Annotated in this window: 22 protein-coding genes; all 22 read right to left on the bottom strand. The window is 28.9% G+C overall.

Annotation, left to right across the window (positions count from 1 at the left end):
* Positions 1–192: 192 nt before the first annotated feature.
* Entirely contained in the window at positions 193–1,395 is a 1,203-nt protein-coding gene (locus ACFYH6_RS02475; protein ID WP_416179250.1) for a type II secretion system F family protein, read from the bottom strand.
* A 16-nt stretch (positions 1,396–1,411) separates the two neighbouring features.
* Positions 1,412–3,103: a GspE/PulE family protein gene (locus ACFYH6_RS02470; protein ID WP_416179251.1), complete on the bottom strand. Its 1,692-nt coding sequence runs from the start codon at positions 3,101–3,103 to the stop codon at positions 1,412–1,414.
* A gap of 145 nt (positions 3,104–3,248) precedes the next feature.
* Positions 3,249–3,998, bottom strand: coding sequence for a prepilin peptidase (locus tag ACFYH6_RS02465; RefSeq protein WP_416179252.1), 750 nt, complete (start codon positions 3,996–3,998; stop codon positions 3,249–3,251).
* A gap of 150 nt (positions 3,999–4,148) precedes the next feature.
* Positions 4,149–4,547 carry a hypothetical protein gene (locus ACFYH6_RS02460; protein ID WP_416179253.1) on the bottom strand — a complete coding sequence of 133 codons (399 nt, stop codon included), beginning with the start codon at positions 4,545–4,547 and terminating at the stop codon, positions 4,149–4,151.
* 111 nt (positions 4,548–4,658) lie between these two features.
* A complete protein-coding gene (locus ACFYH6_RS02455; RefSeq protein WP_416179254.1) occupies positions 4,659–5,816 on the bottom strand; it encodes an exo-beta-N-acetylmuramidase NamZ domain-containing protein in 1,158 nt (385 codons plus the stop codon).
* A 78-nt stretch (positions 5,817–5,894) separates the two neighbouring features.
* Positions 5,895–7,181 (bottom strand): PTS sugar transporter subunit IIC, encoded by a 1,287-nt coding sequence (locus tag ACFYH6_RS02450; RefSeq protein ID WP_416179255.1) that lies wholly within the window; start codon positions 7,179–7,181, stop codon positions 5,895–5,897.
* A gap of 43 nt (positions 7,182–7,224) precedes the next feature.
* Positions 7,225–7,497: an acylphosphatase gene (locus ACFYH6_RS02445; protein WP_416179256.1), complete on the bottom strand. Its 273-nt coding sequence runs from the start codon at positions 7,495–7,497 to the stop codon at positions 7,225–7,227.
* A 12-nt stretch (positions 7,498–7,509) separates the two neighbouring features.
* On the bottom strand, positions 7,510–8,838 hold the full coding sequence (locus ACFYH6_RS02440; protein ID WP_416179257.1) for a BadF/BadG/BcrA/BcrD ATPase family protein: 1,329 nt from the start codon (positions 8,836–8,838) through the stop codon (positions 7,510–7,512).
* A gap of 11 nt (positions 8,839–8,849) precedes the next feature.
* Positions 8,850–9,161, bottom strand: a complete 312-nt coding sequence (locus ACFYH6_RS02435) for a hypothetical protein (RefSeq protein WP_416179258.1) — start codon at positions 9,159–9,161, stop codon at positions 8,850–8,852.
* Positions 9,162–9,445: 284 nt separating this feature from the next.
* On the bottom strand, positions 9,446–11,071 hold the full coding sequence (groL, locus tag ACFYH6_RS02430; protein ID WP_416179259.1) for a chaperonin GroEL: 1,626 nt from the start codon (positions 11,069–11,071) through the stop codon (positions 9,446–9,448).
* A gap of 14 nt (positions 11,072–11,085) precedes the next feature.
* The gene (gene groES, locus ACFYH6_RS02425) at positions 11,086–11,370 is read right to left on the bottom strand and encodes a co-chaperone GroES (RefSeq protein WP_416179260.1); all 285 of its coding nucleotides are present in this window, start codon (positions 11,368–11,370) and stop codon (positions 11,086–11,088) included.
* Between the two features lie 571 nt (positions 11,371–11,941).
* Positions 11,942–13,435, bottom strand: coding sequence for a 4Fe-4S dicluster domain-containing protein (locus tag ACFYH6_RS02420; RefSeq protein ID WP_416179261.1), 1,494 nt, complete (start codon positions 13,433–13,435; stop codon positions 11,942–11,944).
* 242 nt (positions 13,436–13,677) lie between these two features.
* Positions 13,678–14,535: a tagatose bisphosphate family class II aldolase gene (locus tag ACFYH6_RS02415; protein WP_416179385.1), complete on the bottom strand. Its 858-nt coding sequence runs from the start codon at positions 14,533–14,535 to the stop codon at positions 13,678–13,680.
* Positions 14,536–14,677: 142 nt separating this feature from the next.
* Positions 14,678–15,409: a GntR family transcriptional regulator gene (locus ACFYH6_RS02410; protein WP_416179262.1), complete on the bottom strand. Its 732-nt coding sequence runs from the start codon at positions 15,407–15,409 to the stop codon at positions 14,678–14,680.
* A gap of 142 nt (positions 15,410–15,551) precedes the next feature.
* Positions 15,552–16,088, bottom strand: a complete 537-nt coding sequence (locus tag ACFYH6_RS02405) for a hypothetical protein (RefSeq protein WP_416179263.1) — start codon at positions 16,086–16,088, stop codon at positions 15,552–15,554.
* A gap of 126 nt (positions 16,089–16,214) precedes the next feature.
* Complete coding sequence (locus tag ACFYH6_RS02400) at positions 16,215–17,168, bottom strand: N-acetylglucosamine kinase (RefSeq protein ID WP_416179264.1); 954 nt, start codon at positions 17,166–17,168, stop codon at positions 16,215–16,217.
* A gap of 443 nt (positions 17,169–17,611) precedes the next feature.
* Positions 17,612–18,553: a DNA-3-methyladenine glycosylase family protein gene (locus ACFYH6_RS02395; RefSeq protein WP_316345401.1), complete on the bottom strand. Its 942-nt coding sequence runs from the start codon at positions 18,551–18,553 to the stop codon at positions 17,612–17,614.
* A gap of 201 nt (positions 18,554–18,754) precedes the next feature.
* Positions 18,755–19,597 (bottom strand): 3-hydroxybutyryl-CoA dehydrogenase, encoded by an 843-nt coding sequence (locus ACFYH6_RS02390; RefSeq protein ID WP_316344866.1) that lies wholly within the window; start codon positions 19,595–19,597, stop codon positions 18,755–18,757.
* Between the two features lie 186 nt (positions 19,598–19,783).
* Positions 19,784–20,788: an electron transfer flavoprotein subunit alpha/FixB family protein gene (locus ACFYH6_RS02385; protein ID WP_416179265.1), complete on the bottom strand. Its 1,005-nt coding sequence runs from the start codon at positions 20,786–20,788 to the stop codon at positions 19,784–19,786.
* 21 nt (positions 20,789–20,809) lie between these two features.
* Entirely contained in the window at positions 20,810–21,589 is a 780-nt protein-coding gene (locus ACFYH6_RS02380; protein WP_316344863.1) for an electron transfer flavoprotein subunit beta/FixA family protein, read from the bottom strand.
* 15 nt (positions 21,590–21,604) lie between these two features.
* Positions 21,605–22,744, bottom strand: a complete 1,140-nt coding sequence (locus ACFYH6_RS02375; RefSeq protein WP_316344861.1) for an acyl-CoA dehydrogenase — start codon at positions 22,742–22,744, stop codon at positions 21,605–21,607.
* An 88-nt stretch (positions 22,745–22,832) separates the two neighbouring features.
* On the bottom strand, positions 22,833–23,615 hold the full coding sequence (locus ACFYH6_RS02370; RefSeq protein ID WP_316344860.1) for a short-chain-enoyl-CoA hydratase: 783 nt from the start codon (positions 23,613–23,615) through the stop codon (positions 22,833–22,835).
* Between the last annotated feature and the right edge of the window lie 93 nt (positions 23,616–23,708).

The raw sequence follows: 23,708 nt of genomic DNA, 5'->3' as shown, positions 1-23,708 counted from the left end.
GATTTTTGTTATTTATTTTCTTTATATTAATTTTTTAAAATATAAACTAATTACTTTGCTACACAAAATGATAAAGAAGTAAGAGAGGATAATGAAATAGTGAAGTTAAAATCTCGGGAATTCTTAATTTCATTCCTTCATTTTTTCATTCTTTCATTACTAATCCATTCTTTCATTTTTCTCTGCAATTTATTACATTTCTGTGTACATATTAAACATTGGTAGCATTATTGAGATTACTATTGTTCCTATAACTACTCCCATAACTACTATTAGTAGTGGTTCTATCATAGAGGTTGTTGTTTGTATTGCTTGTTCTACTTCATCGTCATAGAAGTCTGCTGTTTTGTTTAGGATGTCTTCTAGGGAGCCTGATTCTTCTCCTATTTTTATCATTGAGGATAGCATTTTAGGGAAGATATCATTTTCTCTTATAGGTGAACTTAATCCATCTCCTCTTACTACTCTGTCTCTTATTTTCATTATTGCATCTTCTGCTATTTTGTTTTCTAGGACTCCCGCTACTGTTGGTAGTGCTTGAACTAGTGATACTCCTGATGCTAATAGGGTTGAAAGTGTTCTTGTAAATCTTGATACTATTATTTTTTTATTTAAATCCCCTATTATGGGTAGTTTTAGCTTTAATTTACTCATATTGACTATTCCATTTGGACTTTTTTTGTATATATTAAATAATACAATTACAATTCCTATAGCTATTAATATGAGAATTAAGTTATTACTTAAGAATTTACTTGTACCAAGTAAGATTTTTGTTATTAATGGAAGATCTATTCCTTCTCCTTCAAACATTTCTACAAAGGTTGGCATTACAAAGGTCATAATAAAGAAAACTGCCACTACAGCTACTATGCTTAGCATACTTGGATAGGTCATAGCTGATTTAACTTTATTATTAAGCTTGTTTTCTTTTTCAAAATGCACAGACATCCTAAGCATCATTTCATCTATATTTCCACTAACTTCTCCTGACTCTACCATACTTATTAAAAGCTGTGGAAAGTATTTTTTATGCTTTGCCATAGATTCTGATAATAGTTCTCCTTTTTTAACATCATCTTCTATTGTAGATAGTAGTTCTCTTAACTTTTTATTTGGAATTTCATTCGATAATATATTTAGGCAATTAGTTATTGTAACTCCAGCATCTAGCATAGTGTAAAACTGTCTACAGAAAATTGCTAAATCCTTTGTTGTTACTCTTTGAAATAATTTAATTTCAATTTGCTTACTTTCAATTATTTCTTCTATCATTAGAGGATAATATCCACTAGAAGTTATCATATTTATTACATCATCTCTTGAGCTACCTTCAAAAGTTCCTTCTTTCTTAGTTCCATCCTTTGTCATAGCTCTATATTTAAATTTTTTCATAACTTCTTATCCCCCCTTATATATCTCTTAATAAAGTTATAGTTGCAAGTTCTTCTAGGGTAGTTACACCCTTTAAAACTAATTCCTTACATTCATCTGCAAGAGTTGTCATTCCATTTTTAATTGAGATATCCTTTAAAACATTTGAATCTCTAGTTTTATTTATTGCATCCCTATGTTCTCTTGTTATCTCCATTATTTCATAGACACCTATTCTTCCACTATAGCCACTATTATTACAATGGCCACAGCCTCTGCCTCTGTACAATTTCAGAGTTTCATTTTCTTTTATATTAAATACACTTTTTTCGTAATCTGAAGCTATATATTCTTCCTTACAATTAGAGCATATTTTCTTTACTAATCTTTGAGCTATTATTCCAGAAATAGAGGTTGCAACTAAATAGGGTTCAACTCCCATATCTACTAATCTAGTCATAGTTGATGGTGCATCATTTGTATGTAGAGTACTTAAAACTAAATGCCCTGTAATAGCTGCTTTTATTGCTATTTGTGCAGTTTCTTCATCTCTTATTTCCCCTATCATAACTATATCTGGATCTTGTCTTAGTATACTTCTAAGACCACTTGCAAAGGTTAATCCTGCCTTATTATTTACATTAACTTGATTAATGCCATTTAAGGTATATTCAACGGGATCTTCTACTGTAACTATATTTACATTGCTAGAATTAAGTTCACTTAAAACAGTATAAAGAGTTGTGGATTTACCACTTCCTGTAGGACCAGTAACTAGTACTATTCCATGAGGGCTTGAAATTATACTATCTAATTTTTCAAGATTCTTTTTAGTTAATCCAAGACTTTCCTTACCTAGCTTATAATTTTCTCTGCTTAATATTCTTATTACTATCTTTTCACCATTTACAGTTGGTAAAATAGAAATTCTAAGGTCTATATCTGTATTACCAACCTTAGTTATTATTCTTCCATCTTGAGGTATCCTTTTTTCGGCTATATTCAGATTTGCAAGTATTTTTATCCTTGTTACTAATGGTGCTAAGCTTTCTATTCCAAGAGTATTTACTGTTGTAAGCTCACCATCAATTCTATATCTTATCCTTATTTCTTTTTCATAAGGCTCAATATGTATATCTGAAGCTCTCATTTCAACTGAATTTTTAAATAAGTACTCTATCATCTTTACAACTGGCGCATTTTTTACATCATCAATTTCTTCCACATCTAAAGATATACTTCTTGATTCTAAGGTTTCTTTTAAGAGTTCCTGTGCTGCTTTATTAACTTCTTCACTGCTATAATTAATTTGAACAAATTTATTAATATCCTTCTTTGGTGCAATAAATGTCTTAACCTCTAATCCTGTTGATATAGAAATATCATCTATTGCAAAAATATTTAATGGGTCTGAAAGGGCCACCATTATTTTGTCTTCCTCAAAACCAAAGGCTATTAAATTGTATTTAATACAAAGATTTTGTGGTATTATCTTAATGGCTTTTTTATCAAAATTAACATTGTTTAAATCCACTTTCTTTATTCCAGTTTGTTCTTCTATAGCATCTATAATATCCCCTTCTGAAACTATTCCGCTATCAATTAAAACTTCCCCTAATTTTTTTCCTAAAAGCTTTTGTGTTCTTAAAGCATTTTGTAATTGAAATGGAGTTATTTTTTCTGCCATTACTAAGATATCTCCAAGCCTTTTCTTTTGAACTATAGCCATAAAATTCACTCCTATGTTAAATTTTGATTTTAAATTATATTTTTAAAAAAAATTCCTTTTTTAACCATTTAACTATTCATTCATCATCATAATATAGACTTTAGTCTTTTTCAAGCATAATTTATATTTAAATTAAATTCACATTTTAAAAGAAAAAATTTAGATAAAGTGACAATAATTGTTCTCCTATCATAATATAAATGATAGTTCCAATTGATATATATGGTCCAAAAGCAATTTCAGACTTTTTATCTTTTAATTTAAATAGTAATATTATTGATGCTACTAATCCTCCTAGTACTATAGCTATAAATAAACTAACTGAAATTCCTTTAATCCCTATAAATAATCCACATATTCCTGCTATTTCAGCATCACCTTGTCCCATGCCTTTTGTAATTACTACTATTAGATATATAATTAAATATCCAATAATTCCACCTAAAAGATTATTAATTAGAGTTGTATCTTTTGTATACAATCCTATTAATATGTACACACAACCTAAAACTAGTCCTAATATAGTTGTGGATGAATATATATCCTTAGTTTCTAAATCTATATAAGAAATTACTATTAATAATGAAGCTAAAATACTATAGGCAATAAAATTAAAAGTTAATCCAAATTTTAAATATATTAATAAATATAATATTCCATTTAGCACTTCAACTAATGGATATTTTATGGATATTTTTTCTCCACATTTTCTACATCTTCCTTTTAAAAATATATAACTTATAACTGGAATAAGATCTAAGACTTTAAGCTCATACCCACAAGTTGTACAATGAGATGCTGGAAAAGCTATAGATTCCTCCCTAGGTATTCTATAAATACATACATTCAAAAAACTTCCTATACACAGTCCAATTATTAATACTAAAAATCCCATAATATCCTCCTAAAATTTTCAAACTAAACTATTCACTTGAAATATTATCCATTATTTATAATAACTAGTCAATTAATCTTTATATTTTTTATTTATATAACAAAAAAAGTATCAATTATAACAACTTTTTTATAATTGATACTTCTTAATTTAATTTTTTTCCTCTATATTTAAAAATTCTCCATTTTTATTAATAACAAAATCCACTTCATCATTTAATATTTTTCTTGCATCTTCTAAAGTCAAAATTTCTATTTTATTATAATCCTCTATATTTCTATACTTAACTATGGTTTTTAATTTTTCACCATTTTCATTTTTTATCTCCCTTATTGTATCTAAATCTTCAAATTTTATTGAATCATTAATCTCTACTGCATTAATAGTTATAATTAAATCTCTAATTGATTCTTTAACTTCTATTTTTTTAATTGTTTCTTTATAATTATTGAAACTTATTAATAATGTAGTTCCTAATATTACTGAAACAATTACTAATATAGTTATCCTTATGTTCCTAATCTTCTTTCTTTTGCTTTTTGCTCCCATAATACTCCTCTATTTAACTAATAAGATATTTACTATAATTATAAATTATAGATATAATTCTATCAATATTACTAACGGTATTATAGAGCTTATATAAAATATATTTATATATTATTTGTATAAATAATATTTCTTACATTTTTCAAAAAAATCCTTTTCTTCTTTAGCTATACTATTTAAAAATTCACTTGAAGTTATTCCTCTTCCTAGCTCTTTTCTTATAATGTCCGTTCCAAGTAATGCATCTAAGAAATAGCCATATTCATTATAATAATTAAACTCTAATTTATTATTCATATCAAGCTTGATAATTTCTTCTAAAAGATTTATTCCAATTTCATAAGAATTTATTATTTTCTTATTCAGTATATGAATTTGAATTCCTGAACAAAGCTCTTTCTCATATTTTGAAAACATAGGAGTGAAAAACACTGGTCTAAATTTTACTCCTGATAAATTTTTATTATTCATTATATCTGCTAATTTATATCCATCTATCCAGGGTGCTCCTACTAGTTCAAATGGTTTTGTAGTTCCTCTTCCTTCTGATATATTTGTACCTTCTATTAAACATAATCCACTATATAGAATAGCTGTATCAAGGGTTGGCATATTAGGTGATGGGGGAATCCATATAATATCTGTATCATCTTGATACATCCATCTTTTCCACCCCTTTATTTTAACTACTTCTAAGTCGCAATAAATTCCTTTTATACTATTAATATAATTTGCTAATTCACCTATAGTCAAAGCATATCTTGCTGGTATTTGATACATTCCAACAATTGTATTATATTCTTCTCCAAGCAAGTTGCCTTCAATCTTTTCTCCACCTAAAATATTTATTCTATCTAATATAACCATCTTTTTATTATTTTCTTTGCAAGCTTCTAAGCAATATCCCATTGTATTAATATAGGTATAATATCTTATCCCTACATCAGCAATATCAAATAATAAGATATCAATATCTTTCATCATTTCTGATGATGGTTTTTTGTTGTTCCCATATAGACTATATACCTTAACTCCAGTTCTTTCATCTATATAATTTTCTACTTCTTCTCCGGCTTGAAGATTACCTCTAAGTCCATGTTCAGGAGAGAAAAGGGAGATTAAATTGAAATTTTCATTTATTATATCAACAGTATATTTTAAGGATTTATTTACTCCGCTTGTTGATGTTACTAATCCAATCTTCTTATTTCCTACTATACTCTTTATTTCTTCTAAATTATCAATACCATTAAAAACTTCATTTTTCATTATAATCTCCTTTTTTAATATGTAATATCTTGCTTATATTAAAAGTGAAAGATTAATACTAACCTTTCACTTTAAGTTTTACATTGTTATACTATTTTCAACTTGTTGATTTTCTTCCTTAAGTAAGTTCTTCTCATACATCTTAAAGAATGGATAGAAAATAATTATAGAAATTGCAAAATTAATCATAACTAATATAGCTGCTCTCCAATCATTAGTAGCCATAACTGCTTTAATTGGTGCTGGTAATACCCATGGTGCCATTACTGATACCTTATTTACAAGCCCTAAACTCATAACAATGTAAGTAATTGTTGTATTTATTACAGGACCAACTACAAATGGTATTGCAAGTATAGGATTAAGAACAATTGGTGCTCCAAACATTATTGGTTCATTTATATTAAATAACCCTGGAATTATTGAGAATTTTCCAACCTGCTTTAAATACGCTGATTTTGAAAATAAGAATAATATACAAAGTGCTAATGTACCACCAGATCCTCCAATCCATACAAATAAATCAAAGAAACCTTCTGTACCTATGTTATTAGCAATTCCACCTGCTGCCGCTGCAGCCATATTTTCATCAAGTAAAACTAACCATATTGGTCTTAATAATGATCCTATAACGGAAACTCCATGAATTCCTGATGCCCATAATAAACATATAAATAAAGTTGGTAATAATACTCCAAGATAAGTATTTCCAGCTATATTTACTAAAGGGCTAAATAACTTAGTAATAAATATGTTAACATCAAAATCCAACATTACTCTTACTATCCAGAAAAGAGTAATTATTATTGCTGCTGGTATTAGTGCTTCAAAACTTCTTGATACTGATTCTGGAACTTGCTCTGGCATTTTAACAGTTAATTTTCTAGTTTTACAAAATCTTAATATTTCAACTGCTATAATCATACTAATAATTGCAGTAAACATTCCTGCTCCACCAAGATACTCCATTTTTAAAACCCATCCTAATGCTGTATCTGTAGCTTTATCAGTAACATTTAATGGTATATTTAAGCTTAATAATCCTGCCATAGATAGAACTCCACCTGACACTCCATCTAATTTATAAGATCTCGCTAGTGAATATCCCATACCATAACTAGCATATAAACACATAAGTCCCATTGTAACTCTAAATGGTAATACTATTTTAGCTGCATAAGGAGCTATAAAGTCCTTCCATGGAGTTATAGGTATATTAATTATTAATAAGAAAAAGCATCCTATTAATATTAATGATAATGTAGATATAATACCATCTCTTACAGCCTTTAAATGCTTTTGTTCTGATAGTCTCGCCATTGGCGGCATCATTTTTTCATCCATAAATTTCATAATTGCTTCCATTTTCTAATACCCCTTACCTTATTTTATTTATTAAATAGTAAAATTACTTTACTAAGAAATATCTTTCATTTTCAATTAATTCTATTTTATTACTTTCAATTTTTTCTACTTTAAAAAATCCATTTCCTGTATATAATACTTCTTTAAATTTTTCTATATTTCCTGGTTCTCCTTGTGCTTCTATATAGATTGTTCTATCTCCACTTTTCTTAGAAAACCCTGTTATTTTTAATGGTGCTGCTTTCATCTGTGAAAAATATCTTATTCCTCCATCATTAATATCTCCAGTTACTATAAACCTTTCTCTTACTATCATAAAAACCTCCTTCTACTTCCAGCTTCTTGATTTATTAAATTCAATATAGTAAGCTCCTTTTGCTGCTTTCACATTAGGTTTAATAATTTTATAATTATTAATAACCTTATTAATTTCATTAATAAAGAATTGTTTAACTATTGGTACTTTATTTATTAAGTCTCCTTTTATAGCTATTGGTATCTCTTCTTGATTTTCTAAAAGCTTATATGCTCTACAAGTTAACTTTCCTAAGTATCTTCCTGCTTCTGCAAAAATTTTTATAATTTTTTCATTTCCATTTTTATATTCATTTACTATAACAAGGAAAACTCTTAATATTTCTTCTTGTTTTAAAGAATACACCTTCTCAACAAACTCACTAATAGTCTTACATTCTAATGAATTCATTATATTTATTGATAAATTACTAAAACTATTTTCTAATTCTTTTTCTTCAATTACTATTTCAAATGATTTTAATACCACATAATATATACTCCCTTTATCACCAAGAATGGGACCATATCCTCCATATCTAAGTTTAGATTCATTATTTTTTGAGTATATTATTGAACCAAGTTCTGATATTACAAGTATTCCATTTCTCCCCTTTAAAACTGAATTTAAAGTAAGCTCAGCATCATTCATAACAGTTATACTTATAGGAAATCTTTCTTCTAAATATTTTTTTATAATAAATTTATTATTTCCAGTATCTACTCCTGGCAATCCACAGTAAAGATGAATACATCTTTTTTCATCTAAATTAGATATACATTTTAATATAGAAAATTCTATATTCTTTAATGCTTCTTCTTTGTTTATAACTAAATTACCTAAACCAGCTTCCCCTGATGATATTTCATTTCCATACTTATCATAGGCTATTGCAATTGTCTTATTAGAATTACTTTCAACTCCAACTACATATTCTTTATCAAGTATTATATTTTCTTCGCTTTTACCTCTATTTTCTGTTGCTTCAAGAAACCCTTTTATGTAATCATTTACCTCTCTGGTTATTTTTCTCCTAATCTCTTCCTTATTAAAACCTTTCTTGATTAAATTCTTACTTTTGTGTTCTAGATATTTATCTATATTAAAAAAGTCTACTTCTTCTTGACTCTTTATTTCATATTCTACAATACTTGAGTCAACATAATATAAAACCGGTCTTCCATTACTTTTATATATCAACTTCATATCTATTAGTTTCTTAAACTGATTCACTACATTTGATCTCTGCATATTAACATTTACTGCAACTGTATTAGCATCAACACCTTTTATTCCTCCAGATAGATATTGCTTTCTACACTCTTCTTTTACAAAATCATAAATTATTTCTTGCTTTAACATTTTATCAAAAGTTATTTATTAAGATATTTAGTATAATCAATTTTTCCTTTATAATTGTTTTCCATAAAATTCATTCTAGAAATTTCAAAAAACATAACTATAAAAGAAATAAAGATAACTTTTACAATATTATCTATAAAAGATGGTACTTCATCCAAAAAAACTTTAAATAATGTATAGAAAGTAAAGGAGCTTGTCCCAATAATCCATCTATTAAGTTTGACTTTTTTTATATTTATTAAATAGTTAGTTATTTTAACAGGTATTAATATAATTGCAGTAAATATTATTATATTTAAAATATTTTTTAAATATATTTCCACTTTTACTCCTCCTTTATTTTATAAACTATATAAAAGTATATATAAATTATACAAATCAAGTCTTCTAAAGTCTATATGCTTTGAAATAATATTCCATATTTTGATATTTTAAGTGAATTAATATATCATTTGTTATTTTTCCCTAATTCTTATTTATTTAAATTAATTATCTAGTTATAATTTATGAATTTTTATTATACACTAATATACACTTTTATCTAAATAATAAATAAAAAAAGATACTAGTAGGAAAAAATCCCATTAGTATCTTTTCTATTTGAATTTTAGTACATTCCGTCCATTCCCATTCCTGGTGCTCCTGGCATTGGAGTTTCTTTTTGAGGAATATCTACTACAGCAGCTTCTGTAGTTAAGAATGTTGATGCTACTGAAGCAGCATTTTGAAGTGCTGATCTTGTAACCTTAGTTGGGTCAACGATACCAGCTTTAATCATATTTACATATTCATTTCTTAAAGCATCATATCCCATTCCAGCTTCACAACCCTTAACATGTTCAATGATAACTGAACCTTCAAGACCTGCGTTAGTAGCTATTTGTCTCATCGGTTCTTCTAATGCTCTTACTATGATATTAATACCAACTTGAGTGTCTGGAATATCTGAAGTTACTGTATTTACTTCATTTATAATATTAGCATAAGCAGCTCCACCACCTGGAACTATTCCTTCTTCCACAGCTGCCTTTGTAGCTGCTAAAGCATCTTCTATTCTTAATTTCTTTTCTTTTAATTCTGTTTCTGTAGCAGCACCAACTTTAATTACTGCAACTCCACCAGCAAGTTTTGCTAATCTTTCTGTTAATTTTTCTTTATCGAATTCAGAAGTAGTTTCTTCTATTTGAGCTCTTATTTGAGAAACTCTTTCTTTAATAGCTTCACTATTTCCTTTTCCATTAACTATAGTAGTATTTTCCTTTGTAACTTTTATACTTTCACATTGTCCAAGCATATCTAAAGTTACTTCCTTTATGTCTATGCCAAGTTCTTCTGATATAACTGTACCACCTGTTAATATAGCTATATCTTGAAGCATTTCTTTTCTTCTATCTCCAAAACCTGGTGCTTTTACAGCTACACATGTGAAAGTTCCTCTTAATTTATTAACTACTAATGTAGTCATAGCATCGCCTTCAACATCTTCAGCTATAATAAGTAATTTCTTACCTTGTTGAACTATTTGCTCTAATATTGGAAGTAATTCTTGAATATTTGAGATTTTCTTATCAGCAATTAATATTAGTGGATTATCTAAAACTGCTTCCATTTTTTCTGTATCTGTTACCATGTAAGCTGATACATATCCTCTATCAAATTGCATACCTTCAACTACATCAAGTTCAGTACCCATTGATTTTGATTCTTCAACAGTTATAACTCCTTCATTTCCTACCTTTTCCATAGCATCAGATATTAATTTACCTACTTCTTCATCTGCTGCTGAAATAGCTGCAACTCTTGCAATATCTTCTTTTCCATCAACAGGTTTAGAAATTTTCTTAATTTCATCAACAGCCTTATCAACAGCCATTCTAATACCATTTCTAATTAAAATAGGATTTGCTCCTGCTGTAACATTCTTTAAACCTTCTCTAATTATTGCTTGTGCTAAAAGTGTTGCTGTAGTAGTACCATCTCCTGCTACATCATTAGTTTTAGTAGCAACTTCTTTAACTAATTGAGCTCCCATATTTTCATATGGATCTTCTAATTCGATTTCTCTTGCAATTGAAACACCATCATTAGTTATTAAAGGTGCTCCAAATTTCTTATCTAATACAACATTTCTTCCCTTTGGTCCTAATGTAACTTTTACAGTATCTGCTAATGTATCAACGCCTACTTGCATTGCTCTTCTAGCTTCTTCGCTAAATTTAATCATCTTTGCCATAATTTATTCCTCCCTTACTCAACTATTGCTAAAATATCGTCTTGTTTTAAAATAGTGTACTCTTCGCCTTCAACTTTCACTTCAGTTCCAGCGTATTTTGAATAAAGTACCTTATCCCCAACTTTTACTTCCATATCTACTCTTTTTCCATCTACTATAGCTCCAGGTCCAACAGCTACAACTTTTGCTTCCTGTGGTCTTTCTTTTGCTGCACCTGTTAAAACTATTCCACTTTTAGTAGTTTCTTCTGCTTCTAGTTTCTTAATTACTACTCTATCTGCTAGTGGTTTGATATTCATAAAAAAATCCCTCCTAATTATATATATAAAATTATTATTATTATTATATCTATATTAGCACTCATCTTTCTTAAGTGCTAACAATTTTATAATAATATTTTGATTTTTTTTTTTCAAATTGGAATCCTTATATTTTTTCACTAAAATTAATAAATATTACCATTTCTCATTGATTAGTTTCTATTTCCTTATTTTTATATCTATTTTCTTTATTTTATAGCATCTTTTACTTTTTCACTCTTTTATTATATGTACTCCTGCATTATTTAAGACTAATCTAATAAATATATGGAAGATAATAAGACTAATAATGTAGATAATATTTCTTTATTATAGTTTAATCCCTTATTGAATATAAAAAATTTAAAAATATCAATATTAATCTTTCCAATTAATTCATAAATTATTACCAATATTATTTATAAAACTAATAATACTATAAAAGAAAAAACTCCATGTTTGGAGTTTACAAAATAAATATATTTTTAGTAATTTGGTACAAATTACTTCATTAATTCTACATTTTACATTCTAAATTTTAAATTTGGGGCTACTTAAGTAGCCCCATAACCTATTTTCTTTCTAAATCAATATTTTCAAAATCTTTTATTTTTTCATTATCTATAACTGATTTTCTAGAAGCTTGTGCATTTATCTTATTGAAAGTTGATTTAGATTTAAATGGAGTAGCTATAGTTCCAGCACCGTTTATACATCCACCTTCACACATCATTCCTTCGATAAAGTTTCCCTGTAACTTTCCTACCTTACCCATAGTCATAGCTTTTTTAATTTCTATTCCACCTGAAGCTTTTACTGGATTAAAATTCACTTCTAAGCCCTGGCTTCTAATATAATTTTCAATAGCTGCTGTTAAACCACCATGAGCACCAAAGCCTCTTCCATAAATTGATGCTTCATCAACTAATTCCTCTTCACATTCTTCAACTTCTATATCAAAGGCATTAAATAATGCTAATATTTCTTCAAAAGTTAGAACATAATCTACTGCTCCCTTTACAGATTTTTTGGCTGCTTCATTTTTCTTAGCAGTACAAGGTCCTATAAATACAACCTTTGCTTCTGGATCAATGCTTTTAATATATCTAGCTGTTGCTATCATAGGTGATACTGTTCCAGAAATTCTTTCAACTTCTGAAGGCATAGTTTTTTCTATATAATTTAAAAAGCCTGGACAACAAGAGTTAGTCATATATTTATCTCCCTTTTCCATTCTTTCTACAAATTCATTACTTTCATGAACTGTTACTGCATCAGCTCCACAGGCAGCCTCTAACATATCAGTAAAGCCTAATTTCTTAATGGCATTTTTAATTTGTCCATAGCTAACCTTAGGTCCAAATTGTCCTGCAATTGCTGGAGCTACTATAGCATACATTTTTCTTCCTCTTGCAAGTCTCTTTGCTACTGGAACTATTAAACTCTTATCTGAAATAGCCCCAAATGGACACGCAGTCATACAGCTACCACAGTTAACACATGATTCTTCCTTTATAATTGCTCTTCTATCTTCTTGACTTATATCTAAAGCTCCTGTAGGGCAAACTCTCTTACATGGTCTCATTACTTCTGCTATTGCATCATAAGGACATGCTTTCTTACACATTCCACATTCTTTACAAAGCTCTTGATTAATATAAGCTCTACCACCTACATAATGAATTGCTCCAAAATTACATGCTTCATGACATTTATGAGCTAAGCACCCTCTACAAGAATCTGTAACACTATATTTATTAATTGGACATCTATCACATGCCGCTTCAATAACGTAAATGATTTGGTCTTCTTCTCTGATATCTACAAACTCATCATCAATATTATCCCCATTAGCTAAGTAACCTGCAGCAAGTTTTGCTCTTTCTAATACAATAGCTCTTTCCTTATAAACGCAGCATCTATACATTGCCTTGTCCCCTTTTATGATTTCATAAGGAATTTTTTCTATTGATTCAGTGGATAAATCTCCATTCTTAGCTAATCTAGCAACTTCTGTTAAAACTTCGTGCTTTAATTTCTTCAACTGAGTCTCAAATTGAAACATACCAAAATCCTCCTATATAAATATTTTTAAACATTGTTCCCCAATATTTATTATAACAGTTAATTTATCCCTATATTAATAATTTAGAATTTTCTGATAACTTGTAGGAATATTAACAATCTTAAAGAATCAAAAAAATTATATGTTTTTTTATAATTTAATAAGAGGAAATAATATTAAGTTATAGTCTAATATTATTTCCTCTAAAATATTATTATATCTTATTAAATGTTAAGATCTTCTTATGCTCGTCCACTGCTTCCACAAACCATAATCTTGTGTTCAACTACCTTTTTCATAGCTTCTTTTCCTGGTGTCATATACTTTCTTGGATCATTAGCATCTGGATTTTCTATAAAGTATTTCTTTACTGCATCTGAAAATGGAATCTTTAAATCTGTTGCCACATTTACTTTGCATACTCCTAGGGATATTGCCCTTTTCACTAATTCATCTGGTATATCTGATGCTCCATGTAATACTAATGGCACATCTACCATATCCCTTATTTCTTTTAGTCTATCAAAATCTATCTTTGCTTCTCCCTTATATAATCCATGAGCTGTTCCAATTGCTACTGCTAATGAATCTATTCCAGTCTTTTCTACATATTCCCTTGCTTGCTTTGGATTAGTATATTTGCTATCCTTTTCATCTACTATTAAATCATCTTCTTGTCCACCTAATCTACCAAGTTCTGCTTCAACTGTTACATCATATTTATGTGCATATTCAACTACTTCTTTAACTATTTCTATATTTTTTTCAAATTCTTCATGGGAAGCATCTATCATAACTGATCTAAAGCCTAAATTAATAAAATGTTTTATTTCTTCTACTGCTTCAAAATGATCTAAATGTATTGCTATTGGAATATTATATTTTTCTGCTGCTGTTTCTGCCATAGCAACTATAAATTCTCCTCCTGCATATGCAATTGTTGATGGAGTTCCAGCTAATATTACTGGTGATTTTAATTCTGCTGCTGTTTCTACAACTACTTCTAGGGTTTCTAAGTTATGAATATTAAAGGCTGGTACAGCATATCCTTCTCTTTGAGCTTTTTTTAGCATTTCTCTTGTTGATAATATCTTCATAATCCTTCACTCCTTTTATTTCTTTTTCTATATTTATTTATATAAAATTATTTTATTAAATACTTTTTTAAAATGAATATTTAAATTTAAGTTTTCATAACTTGTAATGTTGTCATTACCAGTTCTTTTAAAAAAATTTTATTTTTTAGTTGTTATTTAATTTTACCCTATATTTAAACTTATCTCCTCTAGCAACACTTACTGTATATTCTATTACTTTTGAATTTTCATATGTAAGCCTTTCTATTTTTAAACTAGGGCTCCCCTCCTTAATCTCTAAATAGACACTTTCAAGCTTGTTAGTTAATATAGGCATAAAGTACTCTTCTGCTGATGTAATTCTTGCATTAAAGGATTTTGTTAAAATATCATACATAGGATTATTTTCTAATTGCTCTCTTGTTAATCCTTTAAATCTATCAAAAGGTAAATAAGTAGTTTCATACATCATAGGTAATCCATCAGCTTTTCTTATTCTAGATATTTTGTATAGTAAATCTTTTATATTAATTTTAAATATATCAGCTATTTTTTCATTTGCTTCAACTATTTCAAATCCAGTTACTTCTGAGCTAGGGGTTTTATTTAATTTCTTCATTTCTTCAGTGAATGAATAAAAAGAAATTAAATCTTGATTCATTCTTCTAGGTGATACAAAGGTTCCTTTACCATGAAGTTTATATATGTATCCTTCCTTCTCAAGCTCATCCATAGCTTGCCTTACTGTAGTTCTACTAACATCATATTTTTCACAAATTTCTCTTTCGGAAAGTATCTGTTCATTTTCTTGTAGGTTATTTTCTATCATGTCTATAAGAATATTCATAAGTTGTAAATATAGGGGCGTTCTAGAGCTTTTATCTACTATTGCACTCATTAAATTCACCTCATTAATTTTCTATTTCGATTATAACATAAAATATAATTAAAAAGAAAATTTTTCTAATTAAATCTTTTTTAACAAAAAAAATAGAAACTCATATTTTTAAGTTTCTTAAAATAAAATAAATATTTAGTTCTTATTTGCTATTTGCAAATAATTTTACTGAAATAAACCAATAACATATGGTACTAAAGAAAGCAGTAATTAAGGTATCTTCTATTTTATATTCCTTAAATATAAATTCACTTATAATACTATATATAATTCCACATATTATAAACATCAATATATAACCCCATAAGTTGAAGCTTAATTCTTTACTATTATTTATGTAGTCTATTTCTTTCTTTGTTAGCTCCTTACCTCCATATTTAGTAGATAGGGCTTTATTTCTTATAAATGAAATTATACTTCTACTTATTTGCGCTGATAATAACATTTCTATGGATGCTAAAAAAGAAATATTTATTATATCTTTAAAATATATTTGTATCCCTTTAGTTTTAGTCATAAATTTTAAATATATAACTAATATCAAGCATAATATAGAAATTGTATATAAAGAATATTTAATTTTGTCTATTAATTTTCCATAAGGCTTTTCTCTTTCATTTTTCCACGCAAAAAAAACTAATAGTCCACATGCTAAAGTCATTAGTAAATATAACTTCAAATCAATAATCCTCATACCATCACCAATTTGTATTATATCATTATTATAAACTATTAAAAATGAATAAACTGTTAAATATTTCAAGCAGAATCATATATAACAGTTCATCACTTTTTAATCAAAATTTTATTTTAATATTTCCATTACATTATCAGGAACTGTATTACCACCTAAGTTATATGCAAGTAATGCTGCACCATTCCATGGATCTAAAGCTGGTTCTTGTAAATAGCATTTCAATGCTGACTCCTTAATCATTTCCTTTAATGGGTTTAAAACATATTTTCCTGCTTTAAATACTCCACCAGTATATGAAACTACAAACTCATCAGTAAAATTTAACTCTTTAGCTATAGCTTTTATATGTTCAAATATTGATTCCGCTGCATCTTTAAATATTTTCTTACATGCTGGACATCCTGCCTCTGCTGATAAGAAACATATAGTTGAAAACTTTGCTAATTCTGTTCTATTAAACTTTAATTTATTAAAGACTATCTCAACGATTTCATACTTATAAGTAACTCCATACTCTTTTTCTAAAATATCAACTAATACAGTTTTTTCTTTTCTTCCATCCTTTTGCTTGGTGTATTCATTAATAGTTTTTAGAGCTATCCAATAAGCACTTCCATCATCACCTATCCCAGGTCCAAATCCTCCGCACCTAGCTAATTTCCCTTCTGAATTTCTTCCATATGCTATACTTCCTGTTCCTGCAACCACATTAACTCCTGGCCTGCAAGCAGTACCTCCTGCCCATCCATTAACAGCATCATTGTCTATTGAATATGGAACTTTGATAATATCTTCAAAAGCTTTGTCGATTTTCTCCATATCATCTATACTTTCTCCATAACCAGGAACACCAGCAAATATATATCCAATATCCTTTAATTCTATATTAGCATCATTACATATCTTTGAAATATTTTCTGTTACTTGAATTTTTATTCCTTCAACCCCAACTTGATGGATATGAATAGTTGAGCCTTCCCTTTCTGCTACTTTTTGTAAGTTTTCATTAATTAATAGATATTTAGTCTTAGTTCCGCCTCCATCGATTCCTAAATAATACATTTTTCTTCCCCCTGTATTTATAGTATTACAGATCTTCTCCTAATGTATTTGTTACTATATAAAAGCTATGATTATTTATTACTTATTATTGAAAATCCAATAAGATAATTATATATTTATTACAATTACTTTCCAATAATATTATTGCTTATTTTATAGAAATATTTGCTATTCTTATTAAAAGCTACGATATAATAAAATACTCTCTCTATAGCTACAGTTTTATTATTTAACTTCCCACCATAAAGAGAGTATAATTCCGCCTTATTCAAGCCTCAAATTAATATATTTTACAGAAACTCCATGATAGTTTCTTCATTAATTCTACATTTTTTTCATTTCTTCACTTTTTAATTCTTTAACTCTTTAACTTATTCATTCTTTCATTTCTTCATTTCTTCATTTCTTCATTCTTTAATTTTCCCATTGTGCGTCATCACTCTTTATACTTCTATCTTATTTTCTCTAGCATAGTAGAAAAGATATTGTTGAGCCATGCCTGATAATACTCCAAACTTATCTCTTGCGAAAACTCTCATTTTATTTAATGATACATCAGGTGCTACATAGAAATGAATCATAGCTCTTTTAACCCATACATCTACTGGGAATGAGGAATGCTTAGCCATTGAAAATAGCATTATACAATCTGCTACCTTTGCTCCAACTCCCATAAACTTTTGAAGAGCTATATGGCAATCATCATCATTTAAACTCATTATATAATCTAAATCAAAATCAAGAATTTCTGGTCTTTCTGGATACTTATCTGGATTAAGTGCCATATCTTCTTTAACTTCTATTGCATCATTAACCTTTTTTATTGTATCAACTATGTACTTACTTCTAAAAGATGCTCCTGTTCCTTGAATTTCTTCTAATGTGGCATTCTTTATAGCCTTAGGAGTTGGGAAAGTATGATAGATTTCACCTTTGTACTCTATTCTTTCTCCCCAGTTTTCACATATTTTCTTAACTGTTTTCTTTATTGAAGGAATACTATTTCTTGCAGATATTATGAAGCTTATAAGCATTTCAAAAGGATCTTGATTTAATATTCTAATACCATAACCAAATTCAACACTTTTCCTTAGTATTTCATCCTGTGCTAATACAGCTTTAATTTCATCGTAGTTTCTTTCTAAATCAAAATAATATAACCAAATATTATTGAAGTCTTCTTCATTAGAATTATATATTATTACTTCATCATCCTTTTGAAGTATTTCTATTACTCTTCCAAAGGCAACGACTATATAATTTTCATCTGTTATCTTATCCCATCTAAAACATTGCCCACACTCTAATATTTGCTTTATATTAAAATTTCGTACTCCTTCAATTATAACTTTATCATCTTCAAATTTTACATTTCTATAATCCATGTTTTCACCTCATATTATATACTACCTTAGGTTTCCCCTAAATTTTTACAAAATATTCTCTTAATATCTAAAATTAATTATATCATATAGTTAAATAATATCTAACTAATAATTTATATTAATAAAAATAAATTATTTAATATACAAAAAAACTGTTGCATTTTACTGCAACAGCTTTTCTCGGTAATATATATCTTAATTTTAGTAAGTGTAAAAACCTCTGCCTGTCTTTCTTCCAAGGTATCCAGCTCTAACGTACTTTCTTAAAAGATTACTTGCTCTGTACTTAGTATCACCTGTTTCATTATATAAAACATCCATAATAGCTAAGCATACATCTAATCCTATAAGGTCTCCTAAAGCTAAAGGTCCCATTGGGTGATTTGCACCATACTTCATTGAAGTATCTATGTCTTCTACTGAAGCTATTCCTTCTTGTAGAATGAATGAAGCTTCATTAATCATAGGAATAAGTATTCTATTAACTACAAATCCTGGAGCTTCTGCAACTTCTACTGGTTCCTTACCAATAGCAACTGATAATTCTTTTACAGCATCAAAAGTTTCTTGAGATGTAGCCATACCTCTTATAATTTCAACTAGCTTCATTACTGGAGCTGGATTAAAGAAGTGCATTCCTATAACCTTATCTGGTCTCTTTGTTGCTGATGCAACTTCTGTTATTGATAAAGATGAAGTGTTAGAAGCTAATATTGTAGATTCCTTACATATTTCATCTAATTCAGCAAATATAGTTTTCTTAATTGCCATATTTTCAACAGCAGCTTCAATTACTAAATCACAATCTTCAGCTAGAGCTAAATCTGTTGTTCCAGATATTCTTCCAAGGATTGCTTCCTTATCTTCTTCAGTCATCTTTCCCTTTGCAACTAATTTAGATAATCCTTTGTTGATACCATTAATTCCTCTTTCAACAAATTCATCCTTTATGTCTCTAACTATAACTTCATATCCCTTTTGAGCAAAAGCTTGAACAATTCCTGCTCCCATAGTTCCTGCGCCAATTACAAAAATCTTTTCCATCTTAAAAAACCTCCTAATTTAAATGTGAAGAATTAAAAAATTAATAATGAAATAATTATAGATTAATTTCTGAATTACTTCAGAAATTCTAAGTATTTCATATCTAATTCTTATACTTATTAAACTCCGTGGGAGTTTACACATTCATTTTTTCATTTTTTCATTCTTTTATTTTTTCATTATCTATTAATCTTCTTTTAGTGCTTTTATTTGAGCTGTCATTTCAGGGACAACTTTAAATAAATCACCAACTATTGCATAGTCTGCTGTTTGCATTATTGGAGCTGTAGCATCTTTGTTAATTGCTATTATCATATCTGATTCTTGCATACCTGCTACGTGTTGAATAGCTCCTGAAATACCACAAGCTATATATATATTAGGTCTTACAGTCTTACCTGTTTGTCCAACTTGGTAATCTCTTTCTATCCAGCCATTTTCAACAGCTGCTCTTGATCCAGCTACTGTTCCACCTAAAGCTTCTGCTAATTTTTCTAAAATAGCAAAGTTTTCTTTAGCTCCAACACCTCTACCACCTGAAACTATAAAGTTTGCTTCACTTATGTCTACAATTTCTTTAGTTTCTTTTACTATTTCTACTATTTTAGTTCTTATATCTGAATCTTCTAATTTCACTTCTACTTCTTCCACTGTGAAACTTCTTTCTTCATCAGGAAGTTTTGAGAATACTCCAGGTCTTACTGTTGCCATTTGTGGTCTATGATCTGGGCAAGCAATTGTTGCCATTAAGTTTCCACCAAAAGCTGGTCTTGTAGCAAGTAAATCTGCTTTTTCTACATCAACATCTAAAACTGTACAGTCTGCTGTTAACCCTGTAGATAATCTTGCTGCTACTCTAGGACCTAAATCTCTTCCTATAAATGTTGCACCAATGAATATTATTCCTGGCTTTTTATCATTTGCTAAATCGCAAATAACCTTAGTATATCCATCAGTAGTATAGTGCTCTAATAATTTGCTTTCTGCAAGGATTACTTCATCTGCACCATGTCTACCTAATGTATCTGCTAATGATTTTACATTATCACCTAATAATAAAGCTGTTAACTTTACGCCTAATTTATCTGCAATCTTTCTACCTTCACCAAGTAATTCAAGAGAAACCTTTTGAAGTTCTCCTTCTCTTTGCTCAGCAAATACCCAAACGCCTTTGTAATCTGCCATATTCATCTTTTTTACCTCCCATATATCTTAGATGTAGTGTTTTTCTTTTAATTTTCCTAATACATATTTTACAGCTTCTTGAGGAGTTTCTTTTATTAACTCTCCAGCTCCCTTAGTTTCCTTAGTCATTGTTTTCTTAACCTTAGTAGGTGAACCTTTAAGTCCTAACTCTTCTTTATTTATTTCTATATCATCCGCTGACCATACTTGAATTTCTTTATTTGCTGTATCAAATATATATCCAACATTCATATATCTTGGTTCATTTAATTCTTTAATCGCTGTTAAAAGAACTGGAGCTTGAACTTTAATTAATTCATACCCATCTTCTAAAGCTCTATTAACTAACAATCCATCTTCTTCTATTTTTACATCTTGAACATATGTTATTTGAGGTATATTTAAATGTTCTGCAATTTCTGGTCCAACTTGAGCTGTATCTCCATCAATGGCTTGTCTACCCGCAAATACTATATCATATTCTAATTTCTTTAAAGCACCTGCTAATGTCTTTGATGTTGCTAAAGTGTCAGCACCAGCAAAAGCTCTATCAGTTATAAGTATAGCTTCATCAGCACCCATACATAATGCTTCTCTTAAAGCTTCCTTTGCTTGTGGAGGTCCCATACTTATTATAGTAACTTTTCCTCCAACTTTATCTTTTATTGTTAATGCAGCTTCTAATGCATGCTTATCTTCTGGATTTATAATTGATGGCACACCATCTCTTATAAGTGTTCCTGTTTTTGGATCAATCTTAACAGCTGTTGTATCTGGAACTTGTTTTAAACAAACTACTATATTCATTTATAAATCCTCCCCTTATCTTAAAGCGCTTCCTGAAATAACCATCTTTTGAACTTCTGAAGTTCCTTCATAGATTTCAGTAATTTTAGCATCTCTCATCATTCTTTCAACAGGATATTCTTTAGTGTAACCATATCCACCAAAGATTTGTACAGCCTTAGTAGTAACATCCATAGCTACTTCAGCTGCATAAAGCTTAGCTCTTGCTGCATCTACTGAATATGGAAGTTTATTTTCCTTAAGCCATGCTGCCTTATATACTAAATGTCTAGCAGCTTCAATTTTAGTATCCATTTCTGCTATCATCCATTGTAATCCTTGGAAAGCAGCTAATGGTTTATTAAATTGCTTTCTTTCCTTCATATAATTAACAGCTTCTTCAAAAGCTCCTTCAGCTATTCCTAATGCTTGAGCTGCTATACCAATTCTTCCTCCATCTAAAGTCTTCATTGCTATACCAAAACCTCTGCCTTCTTGTCCAATTAGGTTTTCTTTAGGAACTACACAATTACTCATTACTAATTCTGTAGTTGAAGAGCCTCTAATACCAAGTTTGTCTTCTTTCTTTCCAATTGAGAATCCTTCGAAACTCTTTTCAACTATAAATGCAGATATTCCTTTTGTACCTTTGCTCTTATCAGTCATGGCAAATATAATAAATGTTTCAGCAACTCCACCATTTGTGATAAATATCTTTGATCCATTTAATATATAATTATCACCATCTAATACAGCTACAGTTTGTTGACCAGCTGCATCTGTTCCGGCACCTGGTTCAGTTAAACCAAAAGCGCCTATTTTTTTACCAGTTGCTAAATCTTTTAAATACTTGTCTTTTTGTTCTTTAGTCCCAAACTGATCTATTAAAGACGCACATAAAGATGTATGTGCAGAAAGTATAACCCCTGTAGTTGCACATACCTTTGATAATTCTTCTACAGCTAATATATATGAAAGAGTATCTCCACCAGCTCCACCATATTCTTTTGAAAATGGAATTCCCATCATTCCGATTTTAGCCATTTTTTCAACATTTTCCATAGGGAATCTTTCTGTTTCATCAATTTCAGCAGCTATTGGTTTAACTTCCTTCAAAGCGAATTCTCTAACCATTTTTTTTACTAGTTCTTGTTCCTTAGTCAATTGAAAATTCATTAAATATACCTCCTTGATATTGTACCCTTTTCCTTAAAATAAGTTGTGTTTAAATTTAGAACTATTTTTTATATTTTTTTTATTCTGACTATTTATTAGAAAAATTTTTAGCTCTCTTATCAATGAAAGCTGTCATTCCTTCTTTTTGATCTTCAGTTGCGAAACATTTTCCAAAATCCTCTGCTTCAATTTCAATTGCAGTATCTATATCTACTTGCATACCTCTGTTTATAGCATCTTTGCATAACTTAACAGCTATAGGAGCATTAGCCATAATTGTATTTGCCATCGCTTTAGCTTCTTCCATTAAGCTTTCTAGAGGTACAACTTTATTTACTAAACCAATTCTTAAAGCTTCATCTGCTTTAACCATTGCACATGTGTAAATAAGCTCTTTTGCTTTTCCTTCTCCAACTAATCTTGGCAACCTTTGTGTTCCACCAAATCCTGGTGTTATTCCAAGTCCTGCTTCTGGTTGAGCAAATCTTGCCTTTTCTGAAGCTATTCTAATATCACAAGCCATAGCTAATTCGCATCCGCCACCAAGTGCAAATCCTGAAATAGCTGCAATAACAGGCTTGTCTAGTTTTTCTAATCTTCTGAAAACTTTATTTCCTAAAAGGCCAAAGTTTTTTCCTTCTTCTTCTGAAAGGTCCTTCATTTCTGAAATATCTGCACCAGCTACGAAGGCTTTTTCTCCAGCACCTGTTAAGATAACAGAATATATGTTACTGTCTTGTTCTAAATCTTCTAAAACCGCATCTAAATCTTTTAATGTGTCTGAATTTAGAGCATTTAAAGCTTTAGGTCTATTAATAGTTACAATTGCTAAGTGTTCTTCTTTTTCAAGAATTAAATTTTTCAATTCCATTCAAAGTCCTCCTTCTAAACTATATATACGATATTTTTGAATACTTATAATATATATTTCCCCCCAGAAATATTGTTATAAGATTAACAATAT

Source organism: Clostridium sp. HCS.1 (assembly GCF_047900555.1).
Lineage (GTDB): Bacteria > Bacillota > Clostridia > Clostridiales > Clostridiaceae > Clostridium.
This window is presented reverse-complemented; position numbering and strand designations above follow the sequence as displayed.

Coding starts and splice junctions, on each gene's coding strand:
- ACFYH6_RS02465 (WP_416179252.1), bottom strand. CDS start 3,998: ATGGGATTTTTAGTATTAATAATTGGACTGTGTATAGGAAGTTTTTTG.
- ACFYH6_RS02475 (WP_416179250.1), bottom strand. CDS start 1,395: ATGAAAAAATTTAAATATAGAGCTATGACAAAGGATGGAACTAAGAAA.
- ACFYH6_RS02370 (WP_316344860.1), bottom strand. CDS start 23,615: ATGGAATTGAAAAATTTAATTCTTGAAAAAGAAGAACACTTAGCAATT.
- ACFYH6_RS02440 (WP_416179257.1), bottom strand. CDS start 8,838: ATGTTAAAGCAAGAAATAATTTATGATTTTGTAAAAGAAGAGTGTAGA.
- ACFYH6_RS02470 (WP_416179251.1), bottom strand. CDS start 3,103: ATGGCTATAGTTCAAAAGAAAAGGCTTGGAGATATCTTAGTAATGGCA.
- ACFYH6_RS02450 (WP_416179255.1), bottom strand. CDS start 7,181: ATGGAAGCAATTATGAAATTTATGGATGAAAAAATGATGCCGCCAATG.
- ACFYH6_RS02410 (WP_416179262.1), bottom strand. CDS start 15,409: ATGAGTGCAATAGTAGATAAAAGCTCTAGAACGCCCCTATATTTACAA.
- ACFYH6_RS02390 (WP_316344866.1), bottom strand. CDS start 19,597: ATGGAAAAGATTTTTGTAATTGGCGCAGGAACTATGGGAGCAGGAATT.
- groL (WP_416179259.1), bottom strand. CDS start 11,071: ATGGCAAAGATGATTAAATTTAGCGAAGAAGCTAGAAGAGCAATGCAA.
- groES (WP_416179260.1), bottom strand. CDS start 11,370: ATGAATATCAAACCACTAGCAGATAGAGTAGTAATTAAGAAACTAGAA.
- ACFYH6_RS02385 (WP_416179265.1), bottom strand. CDS start 20,788: ATGAATATGGCAGATTACAAAGGCGTTTGGGTATTTGCTGAGCAAAGA.
- ACFYH6_RS02455 (WP_416179254.1), bottom strand. CDS start 5,816: ATGAAAAATGAAGTTTTTAATGGTATTGATAATTTAGAAGAAATAAAG.
- ACFYH6_RS02460 (WP_416179253.1), bottom strand. CDS start 4,547: ATGGGAGCAAAAAGCAAAAGAAAGAAGATTAGGAACATAAGGATAACT.
- ACFYH6_RS02420 (WP_416179261.1), bottom strand. CDS start 13,435: ATGTTTCAATTTGAGACTCAGTTGAAGAAATTAAAGCACGAAGTTTTA.
- ACFYH6_RS02380 (WP_316344863.1), bottom strand. CDS start 21,589: ATGAATATAGTAGTTTGTTTAAAACAAGTTCCAGATACAACAGCTGTT.
- ACFYH6_RS02375 (WP_316344861.1), bottom strand. CDS start 22,744: ATGAATTTTCAATTGACTAAGGAACAAGAACTAGTAAAAAAAATGGTT.
- ACFYH6_RS02400 (WP_416179264.1), bottom strand. CDS start 17,168: ATGTATTATTTAGGAATCGATGGAGGCGGAACTAAGACTAAATATCTA.
- ACFYH6_RS02445 (WP_416179256.1), bottom strand. CDS start 7,497: ATGATAGTAAGAGAAAGGTTTATAGTAACTGGAGATATTAATGATGGA.
- ACFYH6_RS02395 (WP_316345401.1), bottom strand. CDS start 18,553: ATGGATTATAGAAATGTAAAATTTGAAGATGATAAAGTTATAATTGAA.